Origin of the sequence: Acinetobacter tibetensis (assembly GCF_023824315.1) — a bacterium.
Lineage (GTDB): Bacteria > Pseudomonadota > Gammaproteobacteria > Pseudomonadales > Moraxellaceae > Acinetobacter > Acinetobacter tibetensis.
Genome location: NZ_CP098732.1, coordinates 1,827,139 through 1,851,472, shown reverse-complemented (window position 1 = coordinate 1,851,472; position 24,334 = coordinate 1,827,139). Strand labels below are relative to the sequence as shown.

General features: G+C 41.3%; 24 protein-coding genes and 1 riboswitch. Of the genes, 12 read left to right on the top strand and 12 right to left on the bottom strand.

Annotated elements, in window-relative coordinates; genetic code table 11:
• Window positions 1–27: 27 nt before the first annotated feature.
• The 8 genes from benE to M5E07_RS08965 form a co-directional block, all read right to left on the bottom strand.
• Window positions 28–1,248 carry a benzoate/H(+) symporter BenE gene (benE, locus tag M5E07_RS09000; protein WP_252218588.1) on the bottom strand — a complete coding sequence of 407 codons (1,221 nt, stop codon included), beginning with the start codon at window positions 1,246–1,248 and terminating at the stop codon, window positions 28–30.
• A gap of 53 nt (window positions 1,249–1,301) precedes the next feature.
• Entirely contained in the window at window positions 1,302–2,087 is a 786-nt protein-coding gene (benD, locus tag M5E07_RS08995; protein WP_252218586.1) for a benzoate diol dehydrogenase BenD, read from the bottom strand.
• Window positions 2,088–2,408: 321 nt separating this feature from the next.
• Window positions 2,409–3,425, bottom strand: coding sequence for a benzoate 1,2-dioxygenase electron transfer component BenC (benC, locus tag M5E07_RS08990; RefSeq protein WP_252218582.1), 1,017 nt, complete (start codon window positions 3,423–3,425; stop codon window positions 2,409–2,411).
• A gap of 76 nt (window positions 3,426–3,501) precedes the next feature.
• Window positions 3,502–4,011: a benzoate 1,2-dioxygenase small subunit gene (gene benB, locus M5E07_RS08985; protein WP_252218578.1), complete on the bottom strand. Its 510-nt coding sequence runs from the start codon at window positions 4,009–4,011 to the stop codon at window positions 3,502–3,504.
• The gene (benA, locus tag M5E07_RS08980; RefSeq protein WP_116760743.1) at window positions 4,008–5,393 is read right to left on the bottom strand and encodes a benzoate 1,2-dioxygenase large subunit; all 1,386 of its coding nucleotides are present in this window, start codon (window positions 5,391–5,393) and stop codon (window positions 4,008–4,010) included. The genes benB and benA overlap by 4 nt, the downstream gene beginning before the upstream one ends.
• Window positions 5,394–5,476: 83 nt before the next feature.
• Entirely contained in the window at window positions 5,477–6,397 is a 921-nt protein-coding gene (catA, locus tag M5E07_RS08975; protein ID WP_252218575.1) for a catechol 1,2-dioxygenase, read from the bottom strand.
• Between the two features lie 135 nt (window positions 6,398–6,532).
• Window positions 6,533–6,823 carry a muconolactone Delta-isomerase gene (gene catC / locus M5E07_RS08970; RefSeq protein WP_252218573.1) on the bottom strand — a complete coding sequence of 97 codons (291 nt, stop codon included), beginning with the start codon at window positions 6,821–6,823 and terminating at the stop codon, window positions 6,533–6,535.
• 15 nt (window positions 6,824–6,838) lie between these two features.
• Complete coding sequence (locus M5E07_RS08965; RefSeq protein WP_252218570.1) at window positions 6,839–7,948, bottom strand: muconate/chloromuconate family cycloisomerase; 1,110 nt, start codon at window positions 7,946–7,948, stop codon at window positions 6,839–6,841.
• 115 nt (window positions 7,949–8,063) lie between these two features.
• Here M5E07_RS08965 and M5E07_RS08960 point away from each other — a divergent pair, with 115 nt between their 5' ends.
• Window positions 8,064–8,978: a LysR family transcriptional regulator gene (locus M5E07_RS08960; protein WP_252218567.1), complete on the top strand. Its 915-nt coding sequence runs from the start codon at window positions 8,064–8,066 to the stop codon at window positions 8,976–8,978.
• A gap of 11 nt (window positions 8,979–8,989) precedes the next feature.
• Here M5E07_RS08960 and M5E07_RS08955 read toward each other — a convergent pair whose 3' ends face one another.
• Together M5E07_RS08955 and M5E07_RS08950 are read right to left on the bottom strand one after the other, a co-directional pair.
• Window positions 8,990–9,901: an alpha/beta fold hydrolase gene (locus M5E07_RS08955; protein ID WP_252218566.1), complete on the bottom strand. Its 912-nt coding sequence runs from the start codon at window positions 9,899–9,901 to the stop codon at window positions 8,990–8,992.
• Between the two features lie 17 nt (window positions 9,902–9,918).
• Entirely contained in the window at window positions 9,919–10,461 is a 543-nt protein-coding gene (locus M5E07_RS08950) for a PadR family transcriptional regulator (protein WP_252218565.1), read from the bottom strand.
• Between the two features lie 135 nt (window positions 10,462–10,596).
• Between M5E07_RS08950 and M5E07_RS08945 the strand changes: the two genes are divergently transcribed.
• The 4 genes from M5E07_RS08945 to M5E07_RS08930 are packed head-to-tail and all read left to right on the top strand — an operon-like array spanning window position 10,597 to window position 14,949.
• The gene (locus M5E07_RS08945) at window positions 10,597–12,624 is read left to right on the top strand and encodes an NADPH-dependent 2,4-dienoyl-CoA reductase (protein WP_252218564.1); all 2,028 of its coding nucleotides are present in this window, start codon (window positions 10,597–10,599) and stop codon (window positions 12,622–12,624) included.
• A 51-nt stretch (window positions 12,625–12,675) separates the two neighbouring features.
• Complete coding sequence (locus tag M5E07_RS08940; protein WP_252218562.1) at window positions 12,676–13,083, top strand: nuclear transport factor 2 family protein; 408 nt, start codon at window positions 12,676–12,678, stop codon at window positions 13,081–13,083.
• 36 nt (window positions 13,084–13,119) lie between these two features.
• Entirely contained in the window at window positions 13,120–13,842 is a 723-nt protein-coding gene (locus M5E07_RS08935) for an SGNH/GDSL hydrolase family protein (RefSeq protein ID WP_252218561.1), read from the top strand.
• A 12-nt stretch (window positions 13,843–13,854) separates the two neighbouring features.
• Window positions 13,855–14,949 (top strand): YheT family hydrolase, encoded by a 1,095-nt coding sequence (locus M5E07_RS08930; RefSeq protein WP_252218560.1) that lies wholly within the window; start codon window positions 13,855–13,857, stop codon window positions 14,947–14,949.
• A 73-nt stretch (window positions 14,950–15,022) separates the two neighbouring features.
• On the opposite strand, the gene M5E07_RS08925 is transcribed toward M5E07_RS08930, so the two are convergent.
• A complete protein-coding gene (locus tag M5E07_RS08925) occupies window positions 15,023–15,430 on the bottom strand; it encodes an internalin (protein WP_252218558.1) in 408 nt (135 codons plus the stop codon).
• Between the two features lie 227 nt (window positions 15,431–15,657).
• On the opposite strand from M5E07_RS08925, the gene pyrG reads away from it, so the two are divergent.
• The 7 genes from pyrG to M5E07_RS08890 all read left to right on the top strand — a co-directional run bounded on the left by pyrG (window position 15,658) and on the right by M5E07_RS08890 (window position 23,570).
• Complete coding sequence (pyrG, locus tag M5E07_RS08920; protein WP_116760718.1) at window positions 15,658–17,295, top strand: CTP synthase; 1,638 nt, start codon at window positions 15,658–15,660, stop codon at window positions 17,293–17,295.
• A gap of 38 nt (window positions 17,296–17,333) precedes the next feature.
• The gene (gene kdsA, locus M5E07_RS08915) at window positions 17,334–18,191 is read left to right on the top strand and encodes a 3-deoxy-8-phosphooctulonate synthase (RefSeq protein ID WP_252218556.1); all 858 of its coding nucleotides are present in this window, start codon (window positions 17,334–17,336) and stop codon (window positions 18,189–18,191) included.
• A 44-nt stretch (window positions 18,192–18,235) separates the two neighbouring features.
• On the top strand, window positions 18,236–19,525 hold the full coding sequence (eno, locus tag M5E07_RS08910; RefSeq protein ID WP_131265295.1) for a phosphopyruvate hydratase: 1,290 nt from the start codon (window positions 18,236–18,238) through the stop codon (window positions 19,523–19,525).
• A gap of 17 nt (window positions 19,526–19,542) precedes the next feature.
• A complete protein-coding gene (gene ftsB / locus M5E07_RS08905; RefSeq protein ID WP_116760711.1) occupies window positions 19,543–19,944 on the top strand; it encodes a cell division protein FtsB in 402 nt (133 codons plus the stop codon).
• Complete coding sequence (ispD, locus tag M5E07_RS08900; RefSeq protein WP_116760709.1) at window positions 19,910–20,626, top strand: 2-C-methyl-D-erythritol 4-phosphate cytidylyltransferase; 717 nt, start codon at window positions 19,910–19,912, stop codon at window positions 20,624–20,626. Before ftsB ends, ispD begins: the two co-directional genes overlap by 35 nt.
• A 126-nt stretch (window positions 20,627–20,752) precedes the next feature.
• Entirely contained in the window at window positions 20,753–21,889 is a 1,137-nt protein-coding gene (gene rodA, locus M5E07_RS08895) for a rod shape-determining protein RodA (RefSeq protein ID WP_116760707.1), read from the top strand.
• A gap of 204 nt (window positions 21,890–22,093) precedes the next feature.
• A riboswitch (glycine riboswitch) is annotated at window positions 22,094–22,183 on the top strand.
• A gap of 142 nt (window positions 22,184–22,325) precedes the next feature.
• On the top strand, window positions 22,326–23,570 hold the full coding sequence (locus M5E07_RS08890) for a D-amino acid dehydrogenase (RefSeq protein WP_252218555.1): 1,245 nt from the start codon (window positions 22,326–22,328) through the stop codon (window positions 23,568–23,570).
• Window positions 23,571–23,635: 65 nt separating this feature from the next.
• Here the strand turns inward: M5E07_RS08890 and M5E07_RS08885 are convergent, their stop codons facing one another.
• On the bottom strand, window positions 23,636–24,286 hold the full coding sequence (locus tag M5E07_RS08885; protein ID WP_116760703.1) for an A1S_1983 family putative colistin resistance protein: 651 nt from the start codon (window positions 24,284–24,286) through the stop codon (window positions 23,636–23,638).
• Window positions 24,287–24,334: the final 48 nt, after the last annotated feature.

Below are 24,334 nucleotides of genomic sequence, written 5' to 3'. Positions count from 1 at the left end.
TATTTCCTAGACCCTATATAGGTCGGACTAACTTTTACTCGATTGAGTGGATGAAATAGTGGTAGGTTCAGTAGGGCGTTTGGTTAAAATGACATGTGCGAATAAACCAATCACAATGCCCCAAAAAACAGAACTTAGGCCTAAAAAATGCATCCCTGAAGCCGTGGCTAAAAAGGTAATGAGGGCAGAATCTCGTTGAGATTCATCTTTCATGGCTACAGCGATATTGGTTGAAATCGCGCCCAATAAGGCCAATCCAGCCAGTGCTGCAACAAGCTCTTTCGGCAGTAAGCTGAAGAGCAGAACGATACTGCCTGCAAACAGACCACCTAAAATATAAAAAATGCCGTTGGCAACCCCTGCGATATAGCGTTTTTCTTTTAACTCATGCGCATCTTTGCCCATACACAGTGCAGCCGTAATCGACGCTAAAACAATAGTGATACCGCCGACACATGCAACAGCTAAAGAAGCAATACTGGTGGTGGTGATAATCGGCTTGGCAGGCATGTCGTAACCACTGAGTTTCATGATGGCCATGCCCGGTAAAAACTGTCCCGTCAGACTGACTAAAATCAAAGGCAGGGCAAGGTTTAAGGTGGAATGCCAAGTCCATTCTGGGGTGATAAACTGAGGTATGGCAAGTTGGAAATCTAAACTCACCGCATTCATTTCACCAAGCCCAAAGCTCAAGGCCACACCTGAAATCAGTACCCAAAGCATGCTATAGCGTGGTGAAATTCGTTTTGCGACTAAAAATACAAACAACATGCTAAATACAATAATTGGCATACTATTGGTTGCGCTAAATAACCCTAAACCAAACTGAAATAAGATCCCTGCCATCATGCCTGCGGCAACCGACTGCGGAATCCATTTCAATAATTTATCGAAGTAACCACTGATCCCGATCAGGAAAATCACCACAGCAGAGGTGATGTAGGCAGCAACCGCTTCATTCAGGCTAATGTTTGGGAACAGGGTGACCAATAAAGCCGTACCCGGTGCAGACCATGCCGTAATCACAGGGACTTTAAATTTAATGGAAAGGAAGATCCCTGCTACGGCTGCCCCAATCGAAATGCCCCAAATCCATGAAATCATCATGGTTGGGGAAACCTGAGCTTGTTGCGCAGCCTGAAAGAAGATAATAAGTGGACCTGAATAGGAAATCAGCACGGCCAAAAATCCTGCGACAGTAGCTGAAATAGACCAATCTTCTTTCAAGGTTTTAAACAGGGTAGCCATTCATTTGCCTCCATGCAGACATGATCCTGTATATAAAGTTTTGTGACGATCAATTAGCCTTGATCGCCACCGCCTACAGGAACCACTGTACCGGTCATATATGACGAATCATCTGAAGCAAGGAATACAATTGCATTGACTTGTTCCTGAATCGTGCCATAACGGTTCATAAAACTACGATCAATAGTTTGATCGACGACTTGTTGCATCCACGACTTTTCATTTTCAGATAGTGGATTCGCATTACGCGGTACTTTACGTGGCGGCGCTTCGGTTCCACCAGTAGCAACTGCATTTACTCGGATGCCATCTTTGGCATGTTCAAATGCCAGTGATGCGGTGAGGGCATTGACGCCGCCTTTGGATGCTGAATAGGGTACTCGGTTAATCCCGCGAGTCGCTATAGAGGATACATTTACAATCGTACCTTGCTGATTTTTAATCATTTCAGGTAAAACTGCACGGCAGCACCACAACGTTGGGAACAATGAACGATTGACTTCTTTAATGATTTCTTCTTCAGAAAATTCTTCGAAGGGTTTCATCCAAATGGCACCACCGACATTATTGATGAGTACATCAATACGTCCATAGATTTCAAGTGCTTTTGCTACAACGGCTTGTGCGCCTGCGAAGGTTTCAAGGTTGGCTTTGACTGTTATAGCATCACCTTGGTGTTCTTCAATTTCTGCTAATGTTTCATCGACATAGTCCGATAAATCAGCTAAGACAACTTGCGCACCTTCTTCAGCCACTTGGAGTGCAACACCACGACCAATGCCTTGAGCGGCACCAGTCACAATCACGACTTTGTTTAAGAATCTTTGATTTGACGCCATTTTTTGAACTCACTTATCATCCAATATAAAGATGAACTTTTAAATTTATACAATTTGGCACGCCTGCATCCTAATAACTGGATATCAGTTACTGGATTAACCTTCGGTTGGACTTACTTTTCTTTTGGGAAAATGAGAAGCAGCGCTTCGCAAGAAACCAACTTGCGGTGCAATGCACCTCATTGCAAAACTCGTCCGAAACCGATTACTTGATATCTTCCTTGCAGAAAAAGCATTTTTACCAAGTGGTCTGGCCTCGAACAATTGCGAATGACATTTTCGCGTATCATCTTTTCTATAACTTAAATATTGGGTGATGTATTAGTTTGCGGAGAATTTTTCAAATAGGAAGTTTGCAGGTTTTATACCTTCACTATCTAACCAACCACGAACAGCATCGACCATAGGAACAGGGCCACATAGGTAGACATCGACATCGCCACCATTGAGCCATTCATTTTCAATGTGTCCAGTCACATAGCCTTTGCGCTCATGTGCTGAGTCTGGGCTTGCAACAACGGTACGATATTCAAACCAAGGAAGTTTGGCTTGAAGTGCATCAAGCTGTTCTAAAGCCACTAAATCAAAATCATTGGTGACACCAAAGACTAAACGTACAGGGTGCTCTGAGCCTTTTTCTTCTAACACTTGAAGCATAGACATAAATGGCGCAATACCTGTACCGCCTGCAAGCATAACGACAGGGCGAACTACATTACGTAAGTAGAAACTGCCAAATGGACCTGTAAAGGTCATTTTATCGCCGGCTTTAGCGGTGCTACTTAAAAAGCTACTCATTTTGCCATTCGGCACGTTGCGCACCACAAAACCTGTTAAACGGTTGCCTGGTTTAGAACTAAATGAATATGAACGGGTTTCTGCTGTCTCTGGAATGGCAACGTTGACATATTGACCTGCAAGGAAGTGAATATCAGGTTGACCTTCATCAAGTTGAATATCAAAAGTGATGGTTGAGTCTGATAAGTTTTCCACAGCAACTAAAGTGCCTTGGTATTGGTGAATCTCGGTTTTACATACTTCAGATGACGCTTGAATTTGGAATACAGCATCGGATGTTGGGCGGCATTGGCAAGCGAGAATATAGCCTTGCTCAGCTTCTTCAGGGGTGAGTGCATCTTCAATGTAGGTTTCTTCAGGCATGTCATAACTTCCTGATTCACAGAAAGCTCGGCACGTTCCACATGCACCATCGCGACAATCTAAAGGAATATTAATTTTTTGACGGTAAGCCGCATCAGACAAAGTTTCGCCCTGAGCGACGCTAATAAAACGGGTAACACCATCTTCAAATTGAAGTGCAATATTGTGGTTTGACATGGCTAGAATCCTACTAAAAACTTTGAAACTTGACCTTCAGTCAACATTCCATTTGACTGAAGGGATGACGCTTAAATCAGAGGTGGTAAATATCAATGACTTGATTGATATAGTCATTTTTGAGTACCACGTATTTGCTTAAAATCTGTGGTTGCGCACCTGAAAAATCGATTTCGTAACGTGACATGCCAAAATAGCTATAGTTGGTTTTGTAACGGAAACTTAAGGTATTCCAGTTAAAACGAATTGTTACTTTGTCTCCCTCACGTGCGATTACTTCAATGTTGCTGATGTTATGGCTAGTACGTGTGTCGGGCATGGTTGCAGAAGAACGTTCGGTTTTAATTCGGAACACACGATCTTCTAAACCTTGACGGTCTGGGTAATAAATCAGCGAAATTTCAGACTGAGGATCTTCAGTTAAACGGTCATCATCATCCCAAGCAGGCATCCAGAAAGAAGCAGATGGGGCATAACAATTTAACCAGTCATCCCATTGTTCATCATCCAGAAAACGTGCTTCTTGATATAGAAATTGCGAGATCTGCTCGAGTGAGCTGCGTTCTAAAGTGGCAGTGGCATTCATGCGATCTCTCCTTGTTCATTCACCAGTGCTTTTTCTGAGGCAATGGCATGTTTCATCGTTTCTAGCCAATATTGATGTTGAGCGAGGTACAGACCTTCATCTTCGGTTTTAATGCCACTGAGTTTTGGTTTTAGCCCAATTTCATTGGCAGCATCATCTGGGCCTTGAATCCAGTGTTTCGAACCACGGCACATGTCGTTCCATTCCAGTTCAATCCCTGCATAACCTGCTTGGCAGGCACGGAATTCTTCAAGGTCATCGGGTGTTGCCATGCCTGAAGCATTAAAGAAATCTTCATATTGGCGAATGCGGCGAGTACGTGCTTCTGGTGCTTCACCTTTCGGCGCGATACAGTAAATGGTGACTTCAGTTTTGTTGACTGCCAGTGGGCGTAAGACGCGAATTTGTGAACCGAATTGATCCATCAAATATACATTTGGATAGAGGCAAAGATTACGCGAGCGCTCGATCATCCATTTCGACATTGGCGCACCGTATTTTTCGGTGTATTCGTCTGCTTTAGGGAAGTTTGGACGGTCTTCTGGGTTTGCCCATTGTGTCCAGAGCAACATGTGACCATGGTCAAAACCGTAAGAGCCACCGCCTTGTTTACCCCATGAACCTGCGCTCATGGCACGAATATTATCGGCAGCTTGAGTTTCTTTGCGGTGTTGAGTCGTTGCGGCATAGTTCCAGTGTACGGCAGACACGTGATAACCATCGGCACCATTTTCAGCAGTCAGTTTCCAGTTGCCTTCGTAAGTGTAGGTCGATGCACCACGTAAAACTTCCAGACCTTGCTCAGACTGATCGACAATCATGTCAATGATTTTGGTGGTTTCACCCAAAAATTCTTCCAGTGAAGGAACATCAGGATTCAAGCTACCAAACAAGAAGCCTTTGTAGTTTTCAAAACGTGCTACTTTTTTCAGGTCATGTGAACCTTCTTGATTAAAGCAATCTGAATAACCAGCTTCACTTGGATCTTTTACTTTCAGGAGTTTGCCTGAGTTGTTAAAAGTCCAACCGTGGAATGGGCAGGTATACGTTGCCTTGTTGCCACGTTTATGGCGGCAAAGTTGTGCACCACGATGTGAACAGGCATTGATCATGGCATTCAGTTCACCATTACGGTTACGCGCAATAATGATCGGTTGGCGTCCCATATATGTGGTGTAGAAATCATTATTATTTGGAATTTGGCTTTCGTGTGCCAAGTACACCCAGTTGCCTTCAAAAATGTATTTCATTTCAAGGTCAAATAAGGCTTGATCAGTAAACACTGAGCGATGCAGTTTAAATTCACCCGTTTCAAAATCGTCAACAAGCAATTCATCAATACGATCAAGGTGACTGGTGTTAATTACAGGAATACGAGGCATGTCCGTTCTCCGAGGTTCCAAATGTGGGGAACACTCCGAAATGACAGTTGATTTAGATGTCATTTCGGTTCCTAAAATATGGGTTAAGCGCTAGCGCGACGACGATCTACTTCAGTTGAAGGAACGCCTTGCTGTTCTTTTACTAACTCAATATTGAATGTGATGTGCTTGAATGGCTGATTTAAACCACGACGGGTAATTTCAGCTTCATCGGTCACATCTACAGCGGTGGCAACTAAACCATCACGGGTTGCAAAGGCAAAGTCATCCCAAAGGTATTGATCACCTTCAATGTTGAACTGAGTCGTGAGCTTGCGATAACCAGGAGCAGAGACAAAATAATGTACATGTGAAGGGCGGTTACCATGACGACCTAGCTTATTTAACACCGCTTGAGTCGTACCATCAGGTGGGCAACCGTAGCCTACAGGCATGGTGGTCTGTGCCACATATTTGCCATCAGCAGCCGTTAAAATACTACGACGTAAGTTAAAGTCAGATTGTGATTTATCGAAGAATGAGTAGTTGCCTAAGCTGTTGGCATGCCAAACTTCAACTTTGGCACCTTCAATAATGTTGCCATCAGTATCAGTTACTGTACCTTCAATAAACAAAGTTGGAATTTTGTCTGTTTCAGAACCATCATCCATGCGGGCAAAACCTGTCGATTCTGGTGCACCTGCAACATAGAGTGGACCTTCAATGGTACGTGGCGTACCACCTGTAATGCCTGCTTTAGCATCGGCTTCATCGGCACGAAGGTCTAAATAATGTTCTAAGCCTAACCCCGCTGCGAGTAGCCCTAATTCATTGGCTTGACCTGCATCGGTAAAATATTCCAGACCTTTCCATAGTTCAGTTTGGCTGATGTCGAGATCTTCAATGGCTTGGAACAGATCGCCCACTAAACGTACAACAATTTGTTGTACACGCGCATCGACAGGACCAGTCGCAGTGTCGACGTTCATTTCTTTTACGAGGGCATCAATTTGTTGGCGGTTCATACTGTCGCTCCTTAAGTATGTTTTGGTGGCTGGCACATGTTTGATTTCATCAATACACTTGGCGGGCCACATTCCTTGTGAATACAGGTAGTTTTTTACAATTTGGAAAGCGTACTTTCCTTAAACTTTTATTTCTTAACGATCATCTTCACGAATAGAAGAGGGATGTTGGTTCAGCGGCATTACTTCAATATTCATGTAGGGATAAAGTGGTAAACCCTGCAACAGGTTATGCAACTCTTCGTTGCTCTCGACATCAAAAATACTGATGTTGGAGTATTGACCTGTAATACGCCAAATGTGGCGCCATTTGCCTTGCTGTTGCAGTTCTTGCGAATATGCCTTTTCGACCGCTTTAATTTCATTTGCCTGTTCTGCTGGCATATCCTGCGGTAGGTTTACATCCATTCTTACGTGGTAAAGCATGTAGAATTCCTTTAATTACTGGCGACGCATACGGTCAATTTTGTCTTCATCAAGTTCAATACCCAGTCCAGCCGTGGTCGGTAACACCAGCTCGAAGTTTTGATATTGCAGCGGAGTTTTTAAAATTTCTTCGGTCAGTAACAGTGGACCAAACAGTTCAGTACCGTATGCTAAATTATGAAAGGTGGAAAAGACTTGTGCCGATGCCACGGTGCCAATTGGACCTTCAAGCATGGTGCCACCATACAGATCAATTCCTGCCAGTTTGGCAATTTTCCCTACTTCACTGGCTTCAACCAAACCGCCTGATTGCGCGATTTTGACTGCAAAGACTGAAGCTCCATTACGTTTTGCTAAGCGATAGGCACTGTCTGGACCCATTAGCGACTCATCAGCCATGATGGCAATATCAAAGCGACGGGTAAGACGTTGCATGGCATCAATGTTGTCAATCGCACAGGGTTGTTCAATTAAATCCACACCACCATCTTGTAACTGTTGAATGCCCTTAACTGCTTCAAGTTCTGACCAAGCACGGTTTACATCTACGCGAATAGAAATGTCTGAGCCTAGGGCGTGTTTGATGGCTAAAACATGCTCTACATCTTCTTCTACGCGACGTGAACCAATTTTTAACTTGAAGGTGTTATGACGTTTGTTGGCAATCATCTGCTGTGCTTCAGCAATATCTTTTTCTGTATTGCCAGAAGCCAATACCCAAAGTACTGGGACACTATCTCTTAAACGACCACCCAGTACTTCACTGATGGGTAGACCTAAGCGTTGTGCTTGAATATCAAATAGAGCGGTTTGAATGGCATTTTTAGCGAAACGATTGCCATTGATATTGCGTTTAATTGTTTGTATGGTTTGTGCCACATTCAAACCTGATAATGACTTGAGTAATGGCGCAAAATAGGTTTCGATATTGGTTTTGACGCTTTCTGGACTTTCTTCGCCATAGCCTAAGCCACCAATTGTGGTTGCTTCGCCCCAACCCGTAAAGCCATCTTCTGTGGTGACTTTAACCAGAACCAAGGTCTGAGTTTGCATTGTTGCAACCGCCATTTTATGTGGGCGGATCGTCGGTATTTCTACAAGCAACGTTTCAATCGATTTATACATCTTTCGGCTTCGCTATCTTGATTTGTCTAATTCATGTGATATACCTTAAAAGAATGATTTAAACCTGTCGAAGATCATTTTTGCATTTTTTTATATTTAAAAGGTATGAAGTCTTATGGAACTTAGACACCTACGCTATTTTGTAGCGGTTGTAGAGGAACAAAGTTTTACCAAAGCAGCAGAAAAACTGTTTATTGCCCAACCTCCATTGAGTCGGCAGATTCAAAACCTTGAAGCTGAGCTTGGAATTCAACTTTTTGAGCGCGGTAGTCGACCTTTACAGACCACACCAGCAGGTCAATTTTTCTATCAGCATGCGGTTAAACTTTTGTCTAATGCTGAAGAAGTGAAGTCGATGACTAAGCGTGTGGGCATGGTCGAACGTACAGTAACTATGGGATTTGTTGGGTCATTGCTTTATGGTTTGTTGCCACGAATTGTGTATTTATTCCGTCAGCAGCAACCACAGCTTAAAATTGAACTGATTGAAATGAGCACCAAAGATCAGATTCAGGCGCTTAAAGAAGGACGAATTGATGTTGGTTTTGGACGGTTAAGAATCTCTGATCCTGCAATTCGTCGTGTGTTATTGCGTGAAGAACCCTTGATGGTTGCAGTACATAGTAGTCATCCTTTAGCATCGCAAAAACAAGGGGTGTATCTTGCAGATTTGGTCGAAGAAAGTCTGTTTTTATATCCAAGTCACCCTAAACCCAATTTCTCGACTCAAGTCCGAAGCTTATTTTCGGAGTATGGTTTAGAGCCGCGCAGTTTGCGAGAAGTCCGCGAAATTCAGTTAGCGCTAGGTTTGGTGGCTGCGGGTGAAGGGATGTGTATTGTGCCTGAAAGTGCCTGTAGCATTCAGTTTCCTCACCTAAACTATATTCCGTTGTTAGATGATGCCGCAGTTAGCCCAATCTTTCTTGCTATTCGAAGTATGGATGAAAGTGAAGATATCCGCTCATTATTTGATTGCATTTATCAAGTTTATGATCTTGAAGCAATTAAATATGATCGAGCAGTGCTTTAACTAACCTGCTGCTATTCGTAACGCTTCAAAAGGAAGCGGGAAATTTCTCGCTGAAATTTGAAGGGTTCATTAATTAAAATGGCATGACCTGACCGTTCAAAAATGACTTGCTTGGCATTTTTGACACTATTCGCAATAATTTTTTGTCCTTGAGATGGGTAAAGTATCGAATTTTCCCCAATGAAAAAAGTTGTGGGACAGCTCAATTCTGCTAAAGATTCTCGATAATCTTCATCATGATAGAGATAGTTATTGATATACCATGCGAGATAGTCGAGGCGGTGTAAGGGTAAGAGATGTTTTTGCAATTTATCGTATTTTAAGGCGGTGTTCCATAAGATGGGGCTTAAGCGATGGTCATTTTGTAATAATATGAATTTACTCCATATTTTAATAAATTCATGGCGTGAAGCAGGTTTAAGGTCTTCTAGACTATGCACAGGCGGTAAGGCCGAGAAAAACAATGAAATCTCAGCCAAGAGCTTTTTAAAGTCCAAATGCTGCTGACTCAGTAGTCCATATGGCCAATGGCTATCTACCGTAATTTTGGGTGCTTGATCAATATGTAAATAACGATTGATATATTGTTTAAAATTTCCATATTTCATGCCATGCATGGCAGTTGTTGCCCCCATTGAGAACGCAATAACGGTAAAATCTGGATACTTTAATTGTTGGATTAAGGCTTCTAAATCGCGCCAATGGCTAGAAATAGCATCTATTTCAGGTATACGGCAGTACTTTGAGCGACCAAACCCACGCCAATCTGGAATAATAAATTTAAATTGTTTACTGTTCTGAATTAAAAAAGGCATCCATTGCCAACTTTGCATGCCTAAACCTGAGAGTACTAAAACAGGCTCCCCCTGACCAAACTCACGAACATACAATTGTTCTTGATCGGGCATTTGATAGTAAGGCATGATAATTTCTCTATTTTTTAAGATTTTTCAAATTTTTTCAGACCTGTAATCATGGCTTCAAGCCATTCAATCCAGCCCACTTCTAAGTTAATGCCTAACTGTAAAATCATTTTATGAATATATAAAGTTCGATTTTCATTTTCTGTAGATGGAAAGTCTTTATTAAAAATTTGTTGATAAATTTGCAACTTTTCTTGATGCAACATCAGGTGTCTTTCTAATTCAGGCAATACGGTTGCCTCACCGACTTGTGCTTCTGCTCTTAAACGCACCATCAGTTCTTCACGTAGTTGAGCGGGTGGGCCTTGTTTGACCATCCAGTCAGCCAACTCAGTGCGCCCCAATTGTTCCACTTGATAGGTTTTTTTTCGGCTATTGGAACTCTCTTCTTCAAGGGTTGAAATCCAGCCTTTTTGCTGCATGGCACTGAGTTCACGGTAAATTTGTTGATGCGTTGCATTCCAAAAGAAACCCATAGAACGGTCAAAACGACGTGCCAATTCAATGCCTGTACTGGGTTTTTCAATTAAGCTGGTAAGAAGAACATGTGCTAAAGACATAAGCTAGCATCAACAAATTTAAGATAAAGATATTATGCAACATGTTGCATAGATTTCAAAATTAGACTATAAATTAGTGCAACAAGTTGCATAAAAGCAAAATTTAGCCAGCACATTGCAAGCCATGGAGGTCTCATGTCCAATTATCCACACTTACTCGCCCCATTAGATTTAGGATTTACTACGCTTAAAAACCGTGTACTTATGGGTTCTATGCACGTTGGTCTTGAAGAAGCACCAGGTGGTTATGACCGTATGGCAGCATTTTATGCTGAACGTGCAAAAGGCGGTGTTGGACTCATTGTGACAGGGGGTATTTCACCCAATGACCATGGTTTGACTTTTAAAGGTGGTTCTAAGCTTGATACCCGAGAAGAAGCAGAACACCATAAAGTCATTACGCAGGCAGTCCATGATGCGGGCGGTAAAATTGCACTGCAAATTCTACATACTGGTCGTTATTCATACCAAAAAAATATTGTTGCACCATCTGCAATTCAAGCACCGATTAATCCAAGCCGTCCTAAAGAATTAAGTTCTGCTGAAGTTCAGCAAACCATCGATGATTTTGTGAACTGTGCCAAGCTTTCGCAATACGCAGGTTACGACGGTGTAGAAATCATGGGTTCAGAAGGTTATTTAATCAATGAGTTTATTGCTGCACGAACGAACCATCGTGAGGATGAATGGGGCGGTAGCTATGAAAAACGTATTCGTTTCCCAATTGAAATTGTAAAACGTACCCGCGAAGCAGTCGGTGAAAACTTCATCATTATTTACCGTTTATCTATGTTGGATTTGGTTGAAGGTGGTTCGAGTTTAGATGAAGTGATTCATCTGGCAAAAGAAATTGAAAAAGTGGGGGCAACCATTATCAATACAGGCATTGGTTGGCATGAAGCGCGTATTCCGACTATTGCGACTAAAGTGCCACGTGCGGCATTTACTTGGGTGACTAAAAAATTAAAAGGTAGCGTAAACGTACCTTTGGTTACTTCTAACCGTATTAACACACCTGAAATGGCAGAGCATGTTTTGGCGTCTGGTGATGCTGATATCGTGTCTATGGCGCGCCCAATGTTAGCCGACCCTGAGTTTGTGCTCAAAGCTGAACAAGGTCGTAGTGATGAAATTAATACTTGTATTGGTTGTAACCAAGCCTGTTTAGACCATATTTTCTCGATGAAAATTGCAACCTGTTTAGTGAACCCACGTGCATGTTATGAAACAGAATTAATTTTCAAAGAGGCAGGTCAAGCGAAAAATATCGCCGTGATTGGTGCTGGTCCTGCGGGATTAAGTTTTGCAACTTATGCAGCAGAGCGCGGTCATAACGTCACCATTTTTGAAGCTGCGCACCAAATTGGTGGTCAGTTTAACATTGCGAAAACAGTCCCAGGTAAAGAAGAGTTTTATGAAACCTTACGCTACTTCAAGCGTAAAATTGAATTGTTACAACCAAAAATCAAGCTACAGTTAAATCATAAAGCGACGTATGACGAACTCAGCCAAGCCAACTTTGATGACATTGTGGTCGCTACAGGTGTAACGCCACGTGAGTTGAGCTTTGAAGGGATTGATCATCCAAAAGTATTGAGCTACATCGATGTATTAAGAGAGCGTAAGCCCGTGGGTAAACGCGTTGCTGTGATCGGTGCGGGTGGTATTGGTTTTGATACGGCTGAATATTTGAGCCATGAAGGTGAAAGTGGCAGCTTAAACCCTCAAAAATTCTACAATGAATGGGGTATTGATACGCATTACAACGATGTTGGCGGTTTAAAACAACCACAAGTAGAAGCATCTGAGCGTGAAATCTTCTTATTACAGCGTAAACCTACATCTGTGGGTGCAGGTTTGGGTAAAACAACAGGCTGGATTCACCGTACAGGTTTGAAAAACCGTGATGTGCAGATGATTGCGGGTGCAAGCTATGAAAAAGTTGATGACCAAGGTCTCCACATCATTGTTAATGATAAATCAATGATTCTAGATGTAGACAATGTGGTGATTTGCGCGGGGCAAGAGCCTTTTACAGCAATGTTTGATCAATTAAAAGCTGATGGTAAAGCAGTACACTTAATTGGTGGCGCAAAAGAAGCAGGTGAATTAGATGCGAAACGTGCAATTCGTCAAGGTGCTGAGCTTGCAGCAGTAATTTAAAACCAAGGGGACCTACGGGTCCTCTTTTCATCAATTAAAGAGAATACAACAATGCAATTAAAACAAAACCAAGATGCATTACATAAATGGCATCACATGGTTGCAACGCGTGACATGGATTACTTAAATGAATTGTTAGCAGACAATGTGGTTTTCAGATCTCCTGTTGCTTTTCATCCTTATGAAGGTAAAGCCGTGGTGCAGTTTATTCTGAGCAATGTTATTCAGGTATTCGAAAACTTCACCTATCATCGTGAATTTTTGACGGAAAATGCTCAATCTGTTGTTTTGGAGTTTTCAGCAAATATCGGGGACAAAAAGTTGAAGGGGATCGATATGATTCAATTCAATGAACAAGGTCAAATTGTTGATTTTGAAGTGATGATTCGACCAAAAAGTGGTTTGGAGGCATTGGCTACTGAGATGGGGCAGCGTATTAAGCAGTTTCAGCCCGCTTAATTTATATTTCTTTACACAATTACTGAGATTAAACAAATGTGGTTAAAACTTTCGACTTTAGCTTTATTGCCTGTGTTGGTGTTTCAGGGGGTAAAAGTTCGCAAGAATACACCACGTCTTTTAGAAGCCAGTGGTGATCGTGAGGGAATAATCGGTCAAGGGCAGTCATTATCCTTATTAATTTTAGGAGATTCGGCTGCAGCAGGAGTTGGAGTAGAATCACAAAGTGAGGCTTTGTCTGGCGCGATTCTTCAAGCATTACAAGATGAATATCAGATTCTCTGGAAACTACATGCAAAGACTGGTGATACAACGGAGCAAGTCATTCGGGCAACACAACATTTAGCACCACAGCAGTACGATGTAGTGGTGACATCAGTCGGTGTGAATGATGTTACCAAATTAACTTCAGTCAAATCGTGGTTGAAGCAACAACAGCATTTATTTGAAGAAGTACAGAATCGATTTCAGCCGAAATTGATTATTGTCACAGGTGTCCCACCGATGCAGCATTTTCCAGCCTTGCCGAATCCATTGGCATGGTTGTTGGGGCAATATGCAACTGCAATGAATCAGCAATTACAGCAATATTTAGCGCAGAACAGTCGATTTAAGTTTCTACATTTTGACATTCATGCCTTTCAAACAATGAATTTGCCGATGGCAAGCGATGGTTTTCATCCAAGTAAAGAAATTTATGCCATTTGGGGTCAGCAGATCGCCACCTTGGTACAGCAATCTTTTACTCATCATCAATAATGGTAAATCGATATGAGAATATCTACTTTAAATAAAATTAAAGTTCTAGGTTCGGAATGGATTGATTCGGTTATCGGTGCTGAACAACCAAAACTGTACTATAGCCCACAAGGGCAAAGTAAAAAGGTGCTAGAAAAGTTACCTCAACTTCAACAAAAATATCGTCCAACCCCGTGGTTATCAAACACACATGCACACTTATTATATTTTGATGTGATTAAGAAGCGAACCATTCAACTAGAGTACGATAGAATTGATCAGTTGACCATGCAAGATGGTGGTGTGACTGCGGTGGCTTGGTATGGTCTAGCTTTACCCCCAGAAACTCCGACGATCATTATTCTACATACGATTACGGGTAATTTAGCCAGTATGAGAGAGTTGGTTCGAGATCTGCATCAATATACGGGCTGGCGTATTGCTTTATGTTTACGCCGTGGGCATGCAGATTTACCTTTACCTATACCGAAAATGAGTTTGTTTGGTTTTACTTCCGATTTACGGGAGCAAGTCGCCTATATTCAGCAACAATTTCCAGCTTCATCTTTATATGCCGTGGGTTCATCCGCTGGTACAGGTTTATTGGTTCGTTATTTGGGCGAACAAGGTAATGACACACCTTTTAAAGCTGCTTTTGCCTTATGTCCGGGCTATAACACTGAACTTGGATTTGAAAATATCCATCCGTTTTATAGTAAAGTGATGACCAAAAAGCTATTCAAGACTTTTATTCATCCTTATTTGCCGACTTGGAAACCTGTGACTTCATTGTCGCAGGTATTGGCGGTCAAAACGCTTGCTGAATTTGAGAAAAGTTATTTTGAATTAGCAGGTTATCACGACTATGCAAGTTATACCCAAGCCATTAATCCTATCCATGTATTTGAAAATGTCAAAATTCCATTGATGGTTTTAAATTCTGAGGATGACCCCGTTTGTCATATCAAGAACTTTTATCCTTATAAATCAATCGTTCAAAGAATGGAAAATATTATTGTTGTAACGACCAAAAAGGGCAGTCATTGTGGTTTTTATGAAGGGATCACGCAAACTCGATCATGGGCTGCAAAATTAATGGCAGATTATTTAAAGTTGCATGTAGATTAATGTCTTGATGACTTTTTATAGACCATTAAAAAAACCAGTTCATTTGAACTGGTTTTTTTAAATAAATTTTAAATTATTTGTTGTCTAATGCAGGAGTTGCAGCAGCAATAGCAGCAGCGACAGCATCATCTTCAGACTGAGCAGTTGTATTTGGTTTCGGCTGTTGTACGACTTGAGCAGGTTTCTCTTCAGCTTTAGGCGCTTCAACTGCTTGAGTTGTAGCTGGTTTCGGTGCTACTTCACGACGAATTTCAGTCGTAGTATTTGGGGTTTGCTCACGCACAACTTCAACTTGAGTCGGGATTACAACTTCGGCTTCAGGTTGAGATGCTTCTAAAGGTTGGAACTGTGCTTGTTCAGTCGGTTCAGATGCAGCTTGGGCTGTTTCAGCTTGCTCATCTTTAGGTTCTTCTTTTTTCACACATGCGGTAAGTAATAAACCCAATGCAAGGGCACCACAAATTAAAAGTTTCTTATTCATAATCGCACAAAATAAAGCATAAATAGAGTGCGCGTAGTATAGCAGTAAAATTACAGATGAAAAATCCTGAGATTCCCTACTAAATTTTTATCGGAAATGCTGATAGAATAGCCAATTGTTTATTGATCTATGAATTGCTGCTAATTGACTTTGCTTTCTAGGTACATAGTAAAGTAAAATCGCACAACATTGTAGGCCGATTTAGGCTCCATTGTACGAGAAACTTAATGACCCATTTTATTTTCGTTACTGGTGGTGTAGTTTCATCACTAGGTAAAGGTATTTCAGCTGCTTCAGTTGCTGCACTTTTAGAAGCCCGTGGTTTAAAAGTGACCATGGTCAAAATGGATCCATACATTAATGTCGATCCAGGGACGATGAGCCCATTCCAGCATGGTGAAGTTTTTGTCACAGAGGATGGTGCTGAGACTGACTTGGATTTGGGTTATTACGAACGTTTCTTACGTCGTGCGAAAATGACCAAACTCAATAACTTTACTTCTGGTCGTGTTTATCAAGACGTACTCAATAAAGAGCGTCGTGGTGATTACTTAGGTGGTACTGTTCAAGTAATTCCACATATTACAGACAATATTAAAGAACGTGTTCTTCGCGCTGGCGAAGGTTATGACGTTGCCATCGTAGAAATTGGTGGAACAGTCGGTGACATTGAATCTCTCCCATTCATGGAATCTGTACGTCAGTTGATGGTTGAATTAGGTCACAAACGTACCATGCTGATGCATTTAACGTTGTTGCCATATATTAAATCTGCGGCTGAGTTAAAAACCAAACCGACTCAACACTCTGTAAAAGAGTTGTTATCTATTGGTATTCAACCAGATATCTTAATCTGCCGTACTGAATACGATGTTGATGCGGATACGACACGCAAAATCGCATTGTTCACCAACGTGGAAGCACGTGCTGTGGTGGTGTGTAAAGATGCGAAAACAATTTACCAAATTCCTCGTACATTCTATGAACAAGACGTTGATGATTTAATTTGTGAGCGTTTTGGCTTTAATGATTTACCTGAAGCTGATCTTTCAGATTGGGACAATGTGGTAGAAGCATTGTTAAACCCTGAATACACAGTTCGTGTTGCAATGGTGGGTAAATATGTTGAACTTCCAGATGCGTATAAATCTGTAAACGAAGCGTTATTACACGCTGGTATTCAAAATCGCGTTAAAGTTCAAATCGATTACGTGAATGCTGAAGACCTTGAAAGTCAAGACGTAGCAACTGCATTGAAAGATGCTGACGCGATTCTTGTACCAGGTGGTTTTGGTGAGCGCGGTACTGAAGGCAAAATGAAAGCGATTCAGTATGCACGTGAAAACAATGTGCCATTCCTTGGTATTTGTTTGGGTATGCAGTTGGCTGTCATTGAATTTGCTCGTAACGTTGCAGGTATTGCAGATGCGACTTCTACTGAATTCAACCGTTCAACTAAATCACCATTGATTGGTTTGATTACAGAATGGTTAGATGAACGTGGTGAAGTACAACAGCGTAGCCTTGAGTCTGATCTTGGTGGCACCATGCGTTTAGGTGCGCAAAAGTCTGAATTGGTTGAAGGCACCAAAACACGTGAAGTGTATGGTAAAGCTGAAATTGTAGAGCGTCACCGTCATCGTTATGAAATGAACAATCGTTTCATTCCAGTGCTTGAAGACGCAGGGATGAAAATTTCGGGCTATTCACCTGTACAGCACTTAGTAGAAACAGTTGAAATTCCTCAACATCCTTGGTTTATTGCGGTACAATTCCACCCGGAATTTACAAGTTCACCACGTGATGGTCATCCATTATTTGCAGGTTTTATTGGTGCAGCGAAAGCAAAACATCAAAAAGCTTAAGAATAAGGTATGTCTAGGACTAAACTAGGAAAGTTTAAATGTCACAATTAAAACCACAAGAAATTGTACGTTTAGGCGATATACAAATGGCAAACCACTTGCCATTTGTACTATTCGGCGGCATGAACGTATTAGAGTCAAAAGATTTAGCTTTTGAAATTGCAGAAACTTATGTTGATATTTGCAAGCGCTTAGACATTCCCTATGTGTTTAAGGCAAGTTTCGATAAAGCGAATCGTTCGAGCTTAAATTCATTCCGTGGTCCTGGTTTGGAAAAAGGAATTGAATGGTTGGCGGACATTAAAAAGCACTTTAATGTGCCAATCATTACTGATGTGCATGAGCCGTATCAAGCTGCGCCAGTGGCTGAAGTTGCAGACATCATTCAGTTGCCCGCTTTTTTAAGTCGTCAAACTGACTTGGTTGAAGCAATGGCTAAAACTGATGCCATTATTAACATCAAGAAAGCACAATTCCTTGCTCCGCACGAAATGCGCCATATTTTGCATAAGTGTTTAGAAGCAGGAAATGACAAGCTCATTATTTGTGAGCGTGGTTCGGCATTTGGTTACAACAATTTGGTTGTAGACATGTTGGGCTTCGACATCATGAAAGAAATGAATGTTCCTGTGTTCTTTGATGTGACTCATGCGCTTCAAACTCCGGGTGGCCGTGCAGATTCTGCGGGTGGCCGCCGTGCACAAATCACGACACTTGCTCGCGCAGGTATGGCGACTGGTTTAGCGGGTTTGTTCTTGGAAGCACATCCAGACCCAGAAAAAGCTAAATGTGATGGTCCATGTGCCTTGCGTATGGCTCAACTTGAGCCGTTCTTAGCACAGCTAAAAGAATTAGATACCTTGGTAAAAGGTTTCGCAAAATTAGATACTCATTGATGCCTTCTAAAGCATCTCGTTATTAATCAACTGAGGAATTATTCATGAGCCAAATCGTTGACATTCGTGCACGTGAAATTTTGGACTCTCGTGGTAACCCAACCATCGAAGCAGACGTTATCCTAGAATCTGGTGTTGTAGGTCGTGCATGTGCACCATCTGGTGCTTCAACTGGCTCTCGTGAAGCTTTAGAACTTCGTGACGGCGATAAAGCGCGTTATTTAGGTAAAGGCGTTAAAACGGCTGTAAACAATGTCAACACAATGATTCGTGCTGCATTAGTTGGTAAATCAGTATTTGAGCAAAAAGACATCGATAACACGATGATTGCACTAGATGGCACTGAAAACAAAGAAAAACTAGGTGCTAACGCAACTCTAGCTGTTTCTTTAGCTGCTGCACGTGCTGCTGCTACTGAAAAGAAAATTCCTCTTTTCCAATATATCGCAGATCTTCGTGGTCAAACGACTTTAAGCATGCCTGTACCAATGATGAACATCATTAACGGTGGTTCGCATGCAGACAATAATGTTGATATTCAAGAGTTCATGATTGAGCCAGTTGGCTTCACTTCATTTGCTGAAGCATTACGTGCAGGTGCTGAAATCTTCCATTCTCTAAAATCAGTTTTAAACAAAAAAGGTTTAAATACTGCTGTAGGTGATGAAGGTGGTTTTGCGCCAAACTTGCGTTCAAACGAAGAAGCAATCACTGTTATTCTTGAGGCGATTGGTCAAACAGGTTACAAAGCGGGTTCTGATATTATGCTTGCGCTTGATTGTGCATCTTCAGAATTCTACAAAAATGGTCAATACATCCTTGCTGGCGAAGGCAATAAAGCATTCACAAGCAACCAGTTCTCTGACTATTTAGCAGGTCTTGTAAACCAATATCCAATTATCTCAATTGAAGATGGTTTGGATGAGTCTGATTGGGAAGGTTGGTCTTACTTGACGTCTATCCTTGGCGACAAAATCCAGTTGGTGGGTGACGATTTATTCGTTACAAACCCGAAAATCCTTCAACGTGGTATTAATGAGAAAGTAGGTAACTCTATCTTAATTAAATACAACCAAATTGGTACGTTGACTGAAACTTTAGATGCAATTTACCTTGCGAAAGCAAATGGCTACTCAACTGTAATCTCTCACCGTTCTGGTGAAACTGAAGATTCTACAATTGCGGATCTTGCAGTAGGTACAGCAGCGGGTCAAATTAAGACGGGTTCACTTTGCCGTTCTGACCGTGTTGCAAAATATAACCAATTGCTTCGTATTGAAGAGTTGACTAATGCGATCTATCGCGGTAAAGCTGAGTTCAAAGGTTTGAACTAAGCGATTGAATGCTATCTATGTTAAATGTATTTGACTCATTTGCGAGTAAATTACTATTGGGCCTTGCGATCGTACTGATCGCAGGGTTTCAGTATTTATTTTGGTTTGGTGAGGGTGGTTATCATGATCATCAACAACTGACCCAAAAAATCCAACAACAGACAGAAATTAATGATGAGCTAAAAGAGCGTAATCGTGTTCTTGCAGCAGAAGTTTATGATTTAAAAAATGGTGTTGAAGCCATAGAAGAACATGCACGGTTAGATTTGGGTTTAATTAAACCACGCGAAACTTTTGTTCAAATGAGTACCATCAGTACTCAATATAAGCCTATTTATATTGATCCTAACGCCAAAGCAGATTTACGCACCAATGAAGATGACAATGCCATCCCACCAGAGCCCGTTAATGCCCAATAAGCTTTGGGTGGTTATTCCTGCTGCGGGTTCAGGGCGACGTTTTTCTCAGTCTAAATTAAAACAATATCAATTGCTTGATCATAAAACCGTATTAGAACATACGGTGGAACGATTAAATGGCTTGGATTTAGCAGGTTATGTGCTTGCGGTTGCGCAAGATGATAATGTGATTCAAAGCTTGGCTTTGGTGGCTCCAGAAAAATCACATTTTTGTGCGGGTGGTCAAGAACGAGTTGATTCTGTACTGAATGCTTTAAATTATCTTGCTCAAATCACAGATGAAAATGACTGGGTGCTGGTGCATGATGCAGCACGTCCATGCATTACTTTGCCTGTATTAAATACATTGGTTCATAAAGCGATTGAAACAGATCAAGCTGCTATTCTTGCTATTCCAGTCCGTGATACTTTGAAGCGAGTTGAAACTGAAGCGATCATCAGTCAGACAGTGAGCCGTGATCTATTATGGCAAGCTCAAACTCCGCAGATGGCAAAACTGGGTGTATTAAAACAAGCGATTGAGCTGGCTTTGCAAGACCAGCAAGTGATTACTGATGAAGCGAGTGCCTTGGAATACGCGGGACATCCTGTTCATGTGGTTCAGGGGCGTTCTGATAATATCAAAATTACCTATCCAGATGACTTACAGTTGGCGCGTTTGATTACCCAATCGCAAAACTAATTTAAAAATTTTATGCGGTAGCTGTGATTGTTTACGAAATAATTATCCTGAACGTTGAATTAAGCATTCACTCTCTCGCAGTTTAAATTTATACTCTGCTCACTTTTAGCTGTATTGCCTCATCAGATGATACCTTCTCAACAGTATCGTTTCTTACGCCAATCCTTACGTGATGGTCGAAGTATTAAAGACGATTCCTCCAAATGGCACCGTTTACATCTTGATCCTTGGTTGTTGGGATTGTTGGTTGTAAATTCTATTATTGGTTTAATGGCAGTTTATAGTGCCACTGCTGAAGATATGGGAATGGTATTGCGTCAGGCCACCAGTTTTGGTGTGGGTTTTATTCTGTTATTTATTTGCGCACAGATCCCACCGAAGGTTTATCAGGCCACCAGTCCATATTTTTATCTGATTTCAGTTGTGTTGTTGGTTTTGGTGCTTGTCATAGGCGATACCCGCTTAGGGGCTAAACGTTGGTTGACTGTACCCGGTATTGGCAGTGTACAACCCAGTGAGTTTATGAAGTTTGCGATGCCGTTAATGATGGCATGGTATTTTGCTAGAAAGCCATTTCCACCGAAACTGATTCATATTTTGGGGGCATTGGTGATTATGTTTGTGCCTTTTGTATTGGTTGCCTTGCAACCCGACTTATCCATTGGCTTAATTATCCCCGGAATTTTCGTGCTCTTTTTGAGTGGGATGTCTTGGAGGCTCATTTTGGGAGCCTTTATGGCATTCGCTGTTACTGCGCCTGTTTTATGGATGTATGTCTTACAGGCTTACCAAAAGAAGCGTGTATTAACTCTGTTTGATCCAGAATCCGATGCCTTAGGTGCGGGTTGGAATATTATCCAGTCTAAGATTGCAATTGGTTCTGGTGGCTTAATGGGGAAGGGCTATTTGGGGGGAACGCAGTCGCATTTGGGCTATTTGCCTGAACATCATACCGACTTTATTTTATCGACCTATTCAGAAGAGTTCGGATTTTTAGGTGTTATGTTCCTATTTGCGCTTTATGCAGCTATTATTTTCCGTTGCATGATGATTGGTTTAAACTCCTTCCATAACTATGGTCGTTTGCTGGCAAGTGCCATTGGTTTAACGTTCTTCTTCTTTGTATTTCTCAACTCGGGCATGATTAGTGGAATTCTTCCTGTGACAGGAGATCCATTACCATTGATGAGTTATGGCGGTACGGCGGTGATTGCACTGCTTGCTGGTATGGGAATTGTGATGTCCATTCATACGCACCGTTAAAATGCGTAAGCCCCATTTGGGGCTTTTTTTATAGGTTGAAATCAATTTTATTGCATCATGTAGATAAAACAGAATCAAATATTATTTTTTTAAGTATATGAATTTTATTGGAATAAAAATCTTTAAGTACTTTCTCATAAATAATTACTAAATTTGTATATTTCGCACTCGAAAATGGTATATATATTGCTCATATTATAAGAAGCAATTATTGCAGGAGAGAAGCACAGTGATGTGCTCGCCGAAGGAGCAACGACCCCGGAAACTCTCAGGCAGAAGGACTGTAATAATTTCAAAATCTGGAGAGAAGTGCATAAAGATAAAAAAGGCACTCACCGAAGGGGATGGTTATATGTTGCATATGATCGAAGCTCTCAGGTACCAATGACAGATGGGGCACAACACAAGGAATGCATGCATTTCGTAGGAGTGCTTTATGCCACATATTATTGTTATTGGCTCTGGAATTACTGGGGTAACTTCAGCTTATGAACTATCACAATTGGGCTATGATGTGACAGTCATCGATAAACATCTTTATCCTGCAATGGAAACTTCTTTTGCCAATGGTGGTCAGCTTTCAGCATGTAATGCAGAAGTCTGGAATCAAAAATCCACTGTATTGAAAGGCATTAAATGGATGTCCCGTAAAGATGCGCCTTTGTTGCTCAATCCGTCGTTTGATCTGCATAAATATGCATGGCTAGTCGAATTTTTGGGCAATATTAAACACTATGAAGAAAATACCCGTGATACGGTGAAATTAGCACTCATGGCGCGTAAACGCTTATTTGATATTGCTGAACAGGAACAGATTCAGTTTGATTTAGAAAAAAGAGGCATTCTACATTTTTACCACAACCAAACAGATTATCAAGTCGCAACCCGTGTCAATGAATTGCTTTGCACAGGTGGATTAGAGCGTTATGCAGTAACATCTGAAGAAATTAAGCAAATTGAGCCGAGTTTAACAGGTGACTATTATGGCGGCTTTTATTGTCCGGGTGATGCCACAGGAGATATTCATAAATTTACCAATGGTCTTGCCAAGGTAACAGAAAAATATGGGGTGAAATATCGCTTTGGTTTAGACGTCACCGACGTGCAACATCATGAGAAAGGCGTGACAGTCATTTGTAAAGGCAGCACTGAAAATATGCACCCAGAAGAGCAGGCATCAGAATATTTTGAAGCAGATGCTGTGTTGGTGTGTGGTGGTGTGGGTAGCTATCAATTGGCACATTTACTGGGTGATAAAGTGAATGTTTATCCTGTAAAAGGCTATTCAATTACCATTAACTTGGATGATGAGCAGAGTGTGCAACATGCACCATGGGTAAGTTTGCTGGATGAAAGTGCCAAAATTGTCACGTCACGTTTAGGTGCTAGCCGATTAAGAATTGCAGGGACTGCGGAGTTTAATGGGTATAACCGTGATATTCGTTCCGATCGGATTCAGCCTTTGGTAGATTGGGCAAATAAAAATTTTGATATTTCCACTCAGAGTGTTGTGCCTTGGGCGGGCTTACGTCCAATGATGCCAGACATGATGCCAATCGTTCGACGTGGACGACGTGACCGCGTATTTTATAACACAGGGCATGGACATTTAGGTTGGACTTTGTCAGCCGCTACAGCAGTGATGATCAGTCAAGAAATTGCATCGGCTTATCCAGCTTGATGTACTCATGTTGAATCAAAAGCACAGACAAATATCTGTGCTTTTTTATTTTTTTAAAACTGTCTTTAATCATAAAGGCGATAAACACCAGTAAATCGCTCACAACCTTTTTGTTGGGTTTTGACAGTTAAAATGGCTTTGTAATAATCAAATTGATATTTACAGTCATGTTCATTGTCGACAATATTTTGTTTTTTCTCTGGGGTGGTGTACGCCAAGAAAGGAATGGTTTGAGTTTCCTTCTTGTTGTTTGGATTACGGTAGGCAATTCCTTCAATTTTAATACTGTCTTTACCAAGCTGATGAACTTGTAGGTGAATGGGCTGTTGTGCAAGTTTACCCTTTTCAAATTTTAAATAATGTTGAGTCAAACTCTGATTTAATGAGGTATAAAAATTTAAATCATCAGTGCGAAGCTCAAATTGCTGTGTAAAACATGATTCTGTTTTGCATTGTTGTATACGGTTGAGCCATACGCTATGTGTATCATCGAGTAATCGTAAGGGTGCATCACTGATTAAAAACGCAGTGAGATATTGGTTTTTGAGTTTCTGCCGTTGTTGTTCGAAACTGCCAGAACACATCGTTTTTATTGTAGCAGTATCAGTTTTACTACAATCTATTTCCTGAGCGTAAGTCAGGCTAGTGTATATACAACCCATACCAATGAAAGATGCTATAGTTTTAAGGAATTTAATGTCTGTATTCAACAACATGATGACTTATACTTTCACAACACTGTGCTGGTGTAACTATAACGAAGT